This window comes from Nitrosospira sp. NpAV (genome assembly GCF_000832065.1).
Lineage (GTDB): Bacteria > Pseudomonadota > Gammaproteobacteria > Burkholderiales > Nitrosomonadaceae > Nitrosospira.
Map to the genome: position 1 here is coordinate 1 of NZ_JXQM01000017.1, position 12036 is coordinate 12036.

A 12036-nucleotide genomic window follows, 5' to 3' on the forward strand; every position below is an offset into this window, starting at 1 on the left:
AATAATTGTTTTTTTGATGCCGTTGCCATCTGTGCCGTCTGATCCGTTTAGACTATTCCGCCATCAGACAAAAGAGCCTACCCTAGTCAATGGCCCTTATTATAACCCAAGATTTTCAGTTAGACTAACTTTGGGAGCTACGGTGTGTCAAGAAAATAGCACGCTGAAATTGAGTGGGCCCAACTGCTAGGCAATGCGCATAACTGGATTATAAATAAGAATATCCGCATGGTATTCAGAGCGAGCGTCATGCCTCACACCGGACTATCAATATCAATGAATTGATGCGAAACACCAAATTTGCGGGAGATAAGCTCTCCCAATTCCTGTATGCCATAACGCTCGGTGGCGTGATGCCCCGCGGCAATAAAGGCCACGCCGGACTCGCGTGCGGCATGCACGTTTCGCTCGGAAATCTCTCCTGTAAGAAACGCATCCACTCCCAAACGGATGGCTTCATCGAAATAATCCTGGGCGCCGCCGGTGCACCAAGCTACACGCCGAATCAATTTTGCATCCTTTCCAATGACCAGAGGTTTTCGAGACAGGATATATTCAACATTGAGCCGCAGTTCTTGCAGGGTTGATGCCCCTGACAATAAATTACCTTGCATAGCGATATTTTGTTCACCGAAACGGCCGGTTTCGACGAAACCCAGTCTGCGGGCGAGCTGAGCGTTGTTGCCAAATTCCGGGTGTGCGTCCAGCGGCAAATGATATGCCAGCAGACTGACATGGTGCGCCATCAGCAGCGCAACACGGCGATGTTTCATTCCGATCAGGCATTGATCCTCACCGCGCCAGAAATAACCGTGATGTACCAGCACCGCGTCCGCTTCGGCTGCTACAGCCGCTTGCAGGAGATCGAACGAGGCGGTTACACCGCTGACTAGTTTACGCACTTCACTTCGGCCTTCCACTTGCAGTCCATTTGGGCAATAATCGCGAAAACGGGCGACATCCAGAAGTTGGCTCAAATAGGTTTCAAGTTCATTCAATTGCATCGATATTTCCTGGGCCTATCCCATTTATCCTGATCTCAAAATCTGCACCCTAAAAAAATGCATAAACTCTGGTTGATTTTCGCACAAACGGCAACGATAGTCCTTGCGGTGTTGTTTGTAGTTTCTACCTTGCGGCCTGAACTGCTGCCATGGAGTCAGCGTGGCGCCACGATAACCATCAAAGAGGCTGCGTCCGGGGGGGAGCCCAAGGAGGTATCCAAGTTCAACAGTTTTAGCGAGGCCGCCCAAGTCGCCATGCCTTCAGTGGTGAATGTTTTTACTAGCAAAGAGATCAAGGTATCCCCCCATCCATTGATGGATGACCCCAGGTTCCGTCGCTTCTTCGGCGATCGCTTCGAGTCCCCGAGCCGGCGTGCATCAAGTCTTGGCTCCGGTGTCATTGTCAGTCCTGAAGGCTATATCCTCACCAATCATCATGTGATAGAGGCGGCGGACGAAATCGAGATAGCGTTGGCTGATGGAAGAAAGGGAAAAGCACGCGTCATCGGCTCGGATCCGGAAACTGACCTTGCGGTTGTAAAGGTGGATATGGAGGCATTGCCTACGATGACTTTCGGACACTCCGACCGCGCCAAGGTTGGCGACGTCGTGCTTGCCATAGGCAATCCATTTGGGGTTGGGCAGACGGTGACCATGGGCATCGTCAGCGCATTGGGACGATCACACCTGGGTATAAATACTTTTGAAAATTTTATCCAGACCGACGCCGCTATCAACCCGGGTAATTCGGGCGGTGCGCTGGTGGATACCTCTGGCAATTTGATCGGCATCAATACCGCGATTGTTTCCCGGACTGGCGGATCGCTTGGCATCGGCTTTGCCATTACCACCAGTGTGGCCAGACAGATAATGGAACAGATCATTCAGACTGGCGGCGTGACGCGAGGGTGGATCGGTGTGGAAGTACAAGATTTGACACCCGAGCTGGCAGAATCATTCAAGCGCCCCAACACCAATGGTGCGCTAATCGCGGGTGTGCTCAAGAACGGGCCGGCGGATCAGGCTGGAGTGAAGCCAGGGGATATCCTTGTGGCGGTGGATGGCAAAGCAGTCACTGATTCATCCGTGATGCTCGATCTGATTGCTGCATTGCCGCCGGGAAAAACCGCCAATATTGCGGTGATGCGCAATCAGTCGGAGAAATCCATCAAGATTAATGTCGGGAAGCGCCCCAAGCCAATGCCCCAAGATCAGTATCAGGACCCGGATGGGATAGAATAAATCTCGAGACCGGCTTTACCCGTTCGTGCAATTATTGCAGCAAGAATTGCGGCATTCAGCCACTTTTCTCTTCCGGGTTTTTCGCCTGGGCTTCTACGCCATCTAATTCCCGCTCCTTCTCTTGGTCGTTCGAGGAATACATTAATGCCGGCCCGGGAGCCGGGTTGATAATGAAACCCGCCACCAATATGCCTAGTTCGTAGAGCAGGTAAAGCGGTACTGCCAACATAAATTGCGAAACCACATCGGGCGGCGTGAATATTGCGCCGACAACGAATGCACCAACGAGGACATAGCGGCGTACTTCCTTCAGCTTCTCGATAGAGACAATTCCCATTCGAACCAGGATCACTACAAATATCGGAACTTCGAACGTAATACCGAAGGCAATGAACATCGTTAGCACAAAGTCGAGATACTTGCCGATATCGGTCATCACCGCTACACCTTGCGGTGCAAAATGGGTAATGAATTCGAATACCAGTGGCAGCGCTGCAAAATAGGCAAAAGCCATGCCGCAAATGAATAGAAAGCTGCTGACAACCACCAGAGGCAGCACCAGCCGTTTTTCGTGGGCATACAATCCCGGTGCGACAAATGCCCACACCTGATATAGCGTATGCGGCAGGGTGATGACGAAAGCGGTCATCATGGCAACCTTCATCGGCACGAAGAAAGGTGTGACAACTTCGGTGGCTATCATCTGCCCGCCTTGTGGCAGTTTTTCCAGAAGAGGTTGCGCCAGCAGTGAGTAGAGTTCCCGCGCATAATATGCGCAGGGCAGAAACCCGACCGCCAGCCCGCTGATGATGCGCAGCAGCCTGGCGCGTAATTCCACAAGATGCGAAATAAATGTTTCGTCGACACTCATGCTGTGCGGTAATGGGAGTAGAAAAAACGGTCCTAGTATACCGAGCCGTGCCCGGCCGGGTAGGGGTTATTTGCCGTTCTATCTTCTGGCGATATACCTTTGCTCCCCGCCGTTTTATCCGATTCTAGGATTGTGCCAGCGATTTGGCTGATTTGGCAGGGGTGGTGGCGGACGAGGCTACCGGAGCTGTGGGTTCTGCTACATTCCCTCCGGCGGGATCGGTTGTGGCCATGGACTTTGTTTCCGCTGCAATGTCCTGGAATTGGTTTATTTCTGTTCTTACCGTGCTTTCAATGGATCTGGCGGTCTCCTGTACCGAAGTTTTCAATTTCCTCAGTTCTTCCAGTTCCATTTCATGCCGAATATCATTCTTGACATCATTCACATAACGTTGAGCCCGCCCGAACAGATGTCCCAAAGTACGCGCTACCTGAGGCAGTCGTTCCGGGCCGAGGACGATCAACGCCACCATCGCTATAACAACAATTTCTGTGAAGCTGATATCGAACATTTTTTGTGAGCATCACTTGTGAAAGCGTGATAAGGGTCACTGGATTCCAATTCCTTCAGCGATTCACCGCACCTTGTTCAGTAGTAATCACCCGTTACAGCTTTGTTTGGGTTTTGTCCTTCACCTCGCCCTCGATGGTCTGACCGCCGGCTTGCTGGGATGGGGGGGATATCTCTTCTCCATCGGCGTTTTTCATGCCTTCCTTGAAGCCTTTCACCGCGCCGCCCAGATCACTGCCTAGGTTGCGAAGTTTTTTGGTGCCGAATACCAGAACAACGATTATAAGAACGACCAGCCAGTGCCAGATACTGAATGATCCCATCATTTACTCCTTATCTCGGGTGGGGAATCATGACAGGCAAGCGATCCCTGCCACCGATGACGTGAATATGCAAATGGTAAACTTCCTGTCCCCCCACGCGCCCGGTGTTGATAACGGTACGAAAGCCATCGGTGCACCCTTGTTCTTTCGCCAGTCTGGGTATCAGAATCATCATATCGCCCAGTAAACTGCGATGCTTGTCCTCAACGTCGGCGAGTGAGCTAATGTGCAATTTGGGTACCACCATAAAATGTACCGGGGCCGCGGGATGGATATCGTGAAAGGCGAACACGTCGGCATCCTCGTATACGTGTTTACTGGAGATCTCTCCTCGTACGATTTTACAGAAGATACAGTTTTCCATATTTATCCCATTTTCCGCAATGCCTTCTCGTCTAGCCCCGAAGTTCCCTCCCGGCGCTGCAATTCATTCAGCACATCATCCGGCCTTAGTCCATGATGAGCCAGCAACACCATACAGTGGAACCACAAATCCGCCGTCTCGCGTGCAATATGCTCCTTATTCCCCTCTTTTGAGGCTAACAAAACCTCTACAGCCTCTTCCGTAACTTTCCTGAGGATTTTGTCCTCTCCCTCGTGCAATAGCCTCGCTACATAGGAGGCCGCGGGGTCTGCGCTTTTACGGGCTTCGATCGTTGCAGCCAGGCGGTCAAGGATAGCTGGATCAGTCATTTCTTCTTATAGATCTCTTCAGGGCTCTTGATCACCGGCGAAACCACCGTCCACTGACCATTATCTAATTTATTGAAAAAGCAATTATGTCTGCCTGTATGACAGGCTATGCCGCCTACTTGTTCCACTGTTAGTAGCAGAACATCCTGATCACAATCCAGGCGGATTTCCTTTACTTTTTGAACGTGTCCCGATTCTTCGCCTTTATGCCAGAGTTTCTTGCGGGAGCGGGACCAATAATGCGCCTCGTTGGTTTGGACAGTGAGTTTCAGCGCCTCGCGGTTCATCCAGGCGACCATCAGCACCGTATAACTGCGGGCCTCCTGTGTCACTACCTGCACCAGCCCGTCCTCGGACCAGTTTACTTTGTTGAGCCAATTGTCGGACATGGACATGCTTGGAGTAATTATTGAATTTTCATTCTACCACTACAGGCGTACTTCAATACCATGCTGCGCCATATACGCTTTGGCCTGGCGTATGCTGTATTCACCATAGTGGAAAATACTTGCGGCCAACACCGCATCCGCGTGGCCCTGCAAGATTCCATCCGCCAGGTGATGGAGATTACCTACACCACCGCTTGCGATTACCGGCACATCCACCGCGTCCGAGACCGCCCGCGTAAGCGCCAGATCAAACCCATTGCGAGTGCCATCCTTATCCATACTGGTAAGCAATATCTCGCCAGCCCCTAGTAATTGCATTCTTTTTGCCCATTCAACCACGTCCAGACCGGTAGCCTTACGCCCCCCATGGGTAAATACTTCCCATTGCGGGAAATCGTCAGTCCCGCTTACCCGCTTCGCGTCGATCGCCACCACGATGCACTGTGACCCATAACGGCCCGTGGCATCGGCGACCAATTGGGGATTCTGTACCGCCGAGGTGTTGATGCTTACCTTATCTGCTCCGGCATTCAATAGTCTGCGGACGTCCTCCACTTGACGAACCCCGCCGCCCACGGTTAACGGAATGAACACCTGGGATGCAACCTCTTCAATAATATGCAGAATCAAGTCGCGATTATCAGAGCTGGCGGTGATATCGAGAAAAGTCAGTTCATCTGCTCCCTGCTCGTCGTAACGGCGCGATATCTCGACGGGATCACCCGCGTCTCTCAGCTCGATGAAATTGACGCCCTTGACTACGCGTCCATTTGTGACGTCAAGGCAGGGAATGATACGTTTGGCAAGACCCATAGCTGGAATAGACCGGGATACGGAAAGATGTAGTTAAATGACAAAACAGAACCCTATCCGGGTTCCACTGTTTTGCGGTAATTTATTGAAATTCCATCAGGAAGGGGCCGTATCTCCGGACCTCATTTTTATACTCAGATCATCCGCCAGAGTTTGTGCCGATTTGAAATCCAGAGTCCCTTCGTAGATCGCGCGACCCGTGATTGCACCCATAATGCCTTCCAATTCGATTTCGCAGAGCGCTTTGATATCGTCGAGATTGGTAATGCCGCCACTGGCAACGACCGGAATAGTGAGCGCCCGGGCAAGCTCCACGGTAGCCCGGATATTGACGCCGCTGAGCATGCCGTCCCGTCCTATATCCGTGTAGATGATCGCTTCGACACCATAATCCTCAAATTTTTTCGCAAGATCCACCACGTCATGACCGGTGACCTTGGACCAGCCATTAACAGCCACTTTGCCTTCCCTGGCGTCCAATCCCACCATGATATGACCGGGGAAAGCGTTACAGGCTTCATGCAGGAACCCCGGCGTCTTCACCGCCGCGGTGCCGATGATGATATAGGTGATGCCGTCGTCGAGATAACGTTCGATCGTTTCGAGATCGCGTATGCCGCCGCCAAGCTGGGTCGGAATCTCATCGCCGATGGCTTCAACGATGTCACGAATGGCCAGTTCATTCTTTGGCCTGCCGGCAAACGCACCGTTGAGATCCACCAGATGCAGCCGCCGCGCACCCTGATCTACCCAATGTCTAGCCATGGCGCCAGGATTTTCCGAAAATACGGTGGCGTCTTCCATTACGCCTTGCTTTAGACGTACACACTGACCATCTTTCAGATCTATTGCGGGAATGATAAGCATTTTGGATCAGGATTTAAAAATATAGGATTGGATTCGATGTTTCGAGACAGAAAAGATTTTATGTCCGGGGCTGATTATCCAGGCGAGAAGCGGGTTCCCATTGCACGAAGTTACGCAGCAGCGTCAATCCCGCTTCATGACTTTTTTCGGGGTGAAACTGCACGGCAAAAATATTATTTTTTGCTACCGCGCAAGTAAATGCAAAAGGATAAAAGCTATAGGCTGCGGCGGATTCCGGGCTGGCGGTTTCGACGTAATAGCTGTGTACAAAATAAAAGCGAGCGTCGTTGGGGATGTCTTTCCATAAGGGATGATCGATAGCCCGATGCACTTGATTCCAGCCCATGTGCGGCACTTTAAGTTTTTGCCCCTCCGCGCTCACCATCGCTGTGGAGGGAAAGCGTAATACCTTGCCGGATACGATACCCAGGCCTTTTACATTACCTTCCTCGCTGCTTTCGAACAGCATTTGCAGACCTATGCAAATACCGAGAAACGGTTTATTGATGGCGGCATCCCGCACCACCTCGCGCAACCCGCGCGCATCCAGTTCACGCAGGCAGTCGGGCATCGCGCCCTGGCCGGGCACCACCACACGATCAGCTTTCCGTACGACTTCCGGGTCGCCGGTAACGACGATAGAGGCATGCGGGGCAACATGCTCCAGAGCCTTGGATACCGAGCGCAGGTTGCCCATGCCATAATCAACGATCGCAATATCAGTCATGTGGGTACTTCTCATACCATGCAAATGAGGGGGAGTAAGACGTTACAAGGAGCCTTTGGTGGAGGGGATTATTCCTGCCGCCCGGGGATCGGGTTCCATCGCCATGCGCAACGCGCGGCCGAACGCCTTGAACACGGTTTCCGCCTGGTGATGGGCATTGCGTCCCGACAGGTTGTCGACGTGCAGTGTCACCATGGCATGGTTGACAAGACCTTGAAAGAATTCATTTATCAAATCAACGTCAAATTCGCCGATGCGCGCGCGCGTAAACTCGATGTTAAGTTCCAGCCCGGGACGTCCCGAGAAATCCACCACCACGCGTGACAGTGCTTCGTCCAGCGGTACATAAGCGTGGCCGTAACGACGCAAACCCTTCTTGTCCCCGATAGCCTGTGCGAGGGCTTGTCCAAGGGTAATGCCGATATCTTCCACGGTGTGATGGGCATCGATGTGCAAATCCCCTTTGGCGGCGATCTCCAAGTCTATCATGCCATGACGTGCCACCTGATCCAGCATATGGTCGAGAAATGGTACGCCGGTATCCAGCGTTGCCTTGCCGGTTCCATCCAGATCAATTTTGACGCTGATCTGCGTTTCCAGGGTGTTGCGGGTGACTTGGGCCTGACGCATGGGGATATTTTAATTGCTAGGGTTCTTGGGTGAAGCTTGTCGTAAGCGAGGCCCGCAGTGCTTCCAAAAATTGCACGTTTTCAGTGGGCGTTCCCACTGTCACGCGCAGGCAGTTTTTTAATAATGGGTGAGAACCGTCAAGATTCTTGATCAATATGCCACGCATTTTAAGTTCTTGAAACACTTCACCGGCCTTATATCCCTGGGGTACACGGAACAGGATAAAATTCGCATCTGTCGGAAAAACCTCAATACCATCCAGGGTCGCCAGACGCTCACTCATCACCGTTCGTTCAGTCTTGATCGCCTCGGCTTGTTGCAGCAGGATATCGGGATACTGTAATACTTTTTCCGCGATCAACTGGGTGAAGATCCCCACATTATACGGCAAACGCAACTTCTCAAGCTGACTCAACCATTCGGTTCGTCCGATCAGGAGTCCCAGCCTCAAACCGGCCAATCCCAGCTTGGAAAGCGTACGCATCAACAGCAGATTGGGGTACTGCACCAGTTTATCCAAAAAGCTCGCGTCGGCGAAGGCATGGTAGGCCTCATCCACCACCACTACGCCGGGAGCAGCTTCAATAATACGCGAGACTGCGTCGGCGTCAAACAGGTTGCCGGTGGGGTTATTAGGATAGGCGATAAAAATCACCGCAGGTTGCTGCTGCGCGATGGCGGCAAGCATCGCATCCACATCGAGCGAAAAATCGGCTCTCAGTGGCACGCCCGCGTAACCCATTCCTGTGAAAGTGGCAATCATACGGAACATGACGAATGCGGGCTCGACACTCATCAATATTGCTCCCGGTCTGGCAAAGGCCAGGGCGATAATCTGGATGATCTCGTCCGAACCGTTGCCCAGCATGATGTCCATTCCTTCGGGAATCGCCAGCGCCCCCTGCAACGCGGCTTTGAGAGAGGCGGCCCCTGCGTCGGGATAGCGATTGATCGGCGCATCGGCCGCAAGCAGTGCGATTTCATCACGCAGTTCCCGCGGCAAGGAATAAGGATTTTCCATGGCATCCAGCTTCACCAGACCGCTTGCAGGCGACACGTGATAGGCGGAAAGCGCAAGAATTTCAGGACGGATAACCTGATCGGGTGATCTGGACATTTTTTATCAGTCTTGCCTGCCAGCCCTGTTCATGAAGCGATATTCCGCAGACATGGCATGGGCCTGCAGGCCTTCGCCATGGGCGAGGGTTGAAGCAATCGCGCCTAGCTTTGCCGCGCCTTGCTCCGACACCTGGATAAGGCTGCTGCGCTTCTGAAAATCATACACGCCCAACGGTGACGAAAAGCGCGCGGTACGGGAAGTGGGCAACACGTGATTGGGGCCGGCGCAGTAATCGCCGAGGGCTTCGGATGTGTAGCGTCCCAGGAAAATCGCACCGGCATGGTTGATTTTATCCACCCATTTTTCCGGCTGTTCGACCGATAATTCCAAGTGCTCGGGTGCCACATGATTCGCGATGGCGCAGGCTTCGTCGAGATCCTGCACTTGAATCAGGGCGCCGCGATTCTCCAGCGACGCCTGTATAACCGCCTTGCGTGGCATTGTTTCCAGCTGTCGCGCAATACTTTCCGCTACTGCGTCGATAAAAGCAGCGTCGGGGCAAAGCAGGATTGCCTGGGCCATTTCATCGTGTTCAGCTTGCGAAAATAGATCCATTGCAATCCAGTCAGGATTGGTTTTGCCATCGCAAATCACCAGGATTTCGGACGGGCCCGCCACCATATCGATACCCACCACGCCAAATACGCGGCGCTTGGCCGCCGCCACATATTCATTGCCCGGTCCGACGATCTTATCCACGCGCGGCACGGTCTCGGTGCCATAGGCCAGTGCGCCGACAGCCTGGGCGCCGCCAATGGTAAACAGCCGATCCACTTCGCAGATCGCCGCCGCAGCCAGTACCAGATTATTTTTTTCTCCGCCGGGGGTCGGTGTCACCATGATAAGTTCGGTGACGCCCGCCACCTTGGCGGGAATTGCGTTCATCAGCACCGACGACGGATACGATGCCTTGCCGCCGGGAACATACAGCCCGACGCGGCTCAGCGGGGTTATTTTCTGGCCCAGGAGCGTACCGTCAGGTTCTGTATAACTCCAGGACTGGGCCAACTGCTTTTCGTGGTAGGCGCGCACGCGTGCCGCAGCCTGCTCCAGGGCATTACGTTGATCTGCGGATAGGCTCTGCAGAGCTTGATTCAAGTAGTCCCGGGACAATTCCAGCCGCGCCGCCGAGCTTGCCTCCAGACGGTCGAAGCGGCGCGTGTATTCCAGCAGGGCTTCATCGCCGCGTGCTTTGATATCCGTGAGAATGCCGGCGACTGTTGCGTCTACCGCCGCATCGTGCGCGTCTTCAAAGGCCAGCAGTTTCGCCAGCGCCGCGTGGAAGCCGGCATCGGCGGAAGACAATTTCTTAATTTGAATCATAGGATTAGTTAGGGTTGTGCTGTTGTCTCTTCGCATTGCCCGATTGCCGCGGAGAATGCATCCAGCATCGGTTGTATAGTTTCCCGCTTCAATTTCAACGCTGCCTGGTTGACGATCAGCCGGGCTGAAATCGGCATAATTTCTTCCACTGCCTTAAGATGGTTGGCCTTCAGCGTATTGCCACTGGAAACAAGATCGACAATTGCATCCGCCAATCCTACCAGCGGTGCAAGCTCCATCGAGCCGTAGAGTTTGATGAGATCCACATGCATGCCCTTTTCGGCGAAGTGTTCGCGCGCCGTGTGCAGATACTTGGTCGCTACCCGCAGCCGCGCTCCGCGGCGTACAGCGGATTCGTAATCGAAGTCGTCGCGTACCGCCACCATCATGCGGCAGCGGGCGATATGCAGATCCAGCGGCTGATAAAGCCCCGACCCGCCATGCTCCAGCAACACATCCTTGCCGGCGATACCCATATCCGCCGCACCATATTGCACATAAGTCGGCACATCCGAAGCGCGCACAATGATAAGCCGTACGTTATCGCGGTTGGTGGCAAGAATCAGTTTACGCGACGTCTCGGGATCGTCCAGCGCGACAACCCCCGCTGCTTTCAACAGCGGGGCGGTATCGTCGAAAATGCGACCCTTGGAGAGAGCAATGGTAATGCTAGTCATAGAGAACCCGTAAAAAAACTATTTTACCTCAAAGCGGCTACGGCGAGCTTGCCGAAAAATATTGAAAGATTTTGCGGCTATGCAAGGTTCCAACGAGCCCTTGAACAAATCCTCTGCGAGGTCCGTTCACGGTGCAATCCACAATAAAGCGAGGTAGAGAAAACAGGGAGGGGATGCCTCTCAATTTTTTTTTCGGATAGTGGTACCGGAAGTGATCATCTATTCGACGTCTTGCACCAGGCCAGCACGCGAACAAGAGTGACTATCCGGAAGCCCTCCAGTCAATAAATAGTGACGAAACGATGAAGCTACGCAAGCCGTTCTGGTAAGCGCGCCAGGTTTGCGGATTATCGATGCTGGCGAACCACTCACTTCTTAAGGGGGGAGCAGCTGTGATATAAGACGCTGAAAATGTCTCATGATGATGTCTTCCTGAGGTACGCCAATACGGTACAATTCGAGGGGATAGGCATTAATAGTCAACTTGGGTAGACATGACATATGAATGATAGGCAAGCAAGACTTGTGACATTTAAGCGAATCTGGATCGCAGATACTTTAAATAGAGGAATGCAGGGGATTTGAATATGTATGGCCGGAACCTGCTTGAACGCGTAACGGTCGCTGTTCACTAACACAAACTGAAAAACCTTTTGACAGTTTTTTACATTTTCCTCGAAGAAGTGTCGATATTTCTGCTCTATTTGTTTTATCCGCTATGCGTGTCTATGCAACACATTATTTATAATAGATATATTTTAATGGCTTGAAACTTGCTTTAAGGTCAAGAGATAGTGCACTACCTTTGCAAGTCACTGTGAAGCTATCCTTTCATCACCTTTTCCTC

The 12036-nt window shown here is 52.6% G+C and carries 15 protein-coding genes; 1 reads left to right on the forward strand and 14 read right to left on the reverse strand.

Going from position 1 to position 12036, the window contains the following annotated elements; all coding sequences use genetic code 11:
• Positions 1-254: 254 nt before the first annotated feature.
• Positions 255-1004, reverse strand: coding sequence for a Nif3-like dinuclear metal center hexameric protein (locus SQ11_RS10580; protein WP_041514151.1), 750 nt, complete (start codon positions 1002-1004; stop codon positions 255-257).
• A gap of 57 nt (positions 1005-1061) precedes the next feature.
• On the opposite strand from SQ11_RS10580, the gene SQ11_RS10585 reads away from it, so the two are divergent.
• Positions 1062-2246: a S1C family serine protease gene (locus SQ11_RS10585; protein WP_041514152.1), complete on the forward strand. Its 1185-nt coding sequence runs from the start codon at positions 1062-1064 to the stop codon at positions 2244-2246.
• Positions 2247-2301: 55 nt separating this feature from the next.
• Here SQ11_RS10585 and tatC read toward each other — a convergent pair whose 3' ends face one another.
• The 13 genes from tatC to hisG form a co-directional block, all read right to left on the reverse strand.
• Complete coding sequence (gene tatC / locus SQ11_RS10590; protein ID WP_041514153.1) at positions 2302-3117, reverse strand: twin-arginine translocase subunit TatC; 816 nt, start codon at positions 3115-3117, stop codon at positions 2302-2304.
• A gap of 124 nt (positions 3118-3241) precedes the next feature.
• A complete protein-coding gene (tatB, locus tag SQ11_RS10595) occupies positions 3242-3628 on the reverse strand; it encodes a Sec-independent protein translocase protein TatB (protein WP_041514154.1) in 387 nt (128 codons plus the stop codon).
• Positions 3629-3722: 94 nt separating this feature from the next.
• Positions 3723-3950 (reverse strand): Sec-independent protein translocase subunit TatA, encoded by a 228-nt coding sequence (gene tatA / locus SQ11_RS10600; RefSeq protein ID WP_041514155.1) that lies wholly within the window; start codon positions 3948-3950, stop codon positions 3723-3725.
• 10 nt (positions 3951-3960) lie between these two features.
• Positions 3961-4314, reverse strand: a complete 354-nt coding sequence (locus tag SQ11_RS10605) for a histidine triad nucleotide-binding protein (RefSeq protein ID WP_041514156.1) — start codon at positions 4312-4314, stop codon at positions 3961-3963.
• Positions 4315-4316: 2 nt separating this feature from the next.
• Positions 4317-4643, reverse strand: coding sequence for a phosphoribosyl-ATP diphosphatase (locus tag SQ11_RS10610; protein WP_041514157.1), 327 nt, complete (start codon positions 4641-4643; stop codon positions 4317-4319).
• On the reverse strand, positions 4640-5032 hold the full coding sequence (gene hisI / locus SQ11_RS10615; RefSeq protein ID WP_041514158.1) for a phosphoribosyl-AMP cyclohydrolase: 393 nt from the start codon (positions 5030-5032) through the stop codon (positions 4640-4642). The genes SQ11_RS10610 and hisI overlap by 4 nt, the downstream gene beginning before the upstream one ends.
• Positions 5033-5071: 39 nt before the next feature.
• A complete protein-coding gene (gene hisF, locus SQ11_RS10620; RefSeq protein ID WP_041514159.1) occupies positions 5072-5845 on the reverse strand; it encodes an imidazole glycerol phosphate synthase subunit HisF in 774 nt (257 codons plus the stop codon).
• Between the two features lie 96 nt (positions 5846-5941).
• Positions 5942-6712: a 1-(5-phosphoribosyl)-5-[(5-phosphoribosylamino)methylideneamino]imidazole-4-carboxamide isomerase gene (hisA, locus tag SQ11_RS10625; protein WP_041514160.1), complete on the reverse strand. Its 771-nt coding sequence runs from the start codon at positions 6710-6712 to the stop codon at positions 5942-5944.
• Positions 6713-6770: 58 nt separating this feature from the next.
• Positions 6771-7439: an imidazole glycerol phosphate synthase subunit HisH gene (gene hisH / locus SQ11_RS10630; RefSeq protein ID WP_041514161.1), complete on the reverse strand. Its 669-nt coding sequence runs from the start codon at positions 7437-7439 to the stop codon at positions 6771-6773.
• 42 nt (positions 7440-7481) lie between these two features.
• Positions 7482-8069: an imidazoleglycerol-phosphate dehydratase HisB gene (hisB, locus tag SQ11_RS10635; RefSeq protein WP_041514162.1), complete on the reverse strand. Its 588-nt coding sequence runs from the start codon at positions 8067-8069 to the stop codon at positions 7482-7484.
• A gap of 16 nt (positions 8070-8085) precedes the next feature.
• A complete protein-coding gene (gene hisC, locus SQ11_RS10640; protein WP_041514163.1) occupies positions 8086-9186 on the reverse strand; it encodes a histidinol-phosphate transaminase in 1101 nt (366 codons plus the stop codon).
• Between the two features lie 6 nt (positions 9187-9192).
• Positions 9193-10512 (reverse strand): histidinol dehydrogenase, encoded by a 1320-nt coding sequence (hisD, locus tag SQ11_RS10645; RefSeq protein WP_041514164.1) that lies wholly within the window; start codon positions 10510-10512, stop codon positions 9193-9195.
• Between the two features lie 8 nt (positions 10513-10520).
• Positions 10521-11189, reverse strand: a complete 669-nt coding sequence (hisG, locus tag SQ11_RS10650) for an ATP phosphoribosyltransferase (protein WP_041514165.1) — start codon at positions 11187-11189, stop codon at positions 10521-10523.
• Between the last annotated feature and the right edge of the window lie 847 nt (positions 11190-12036).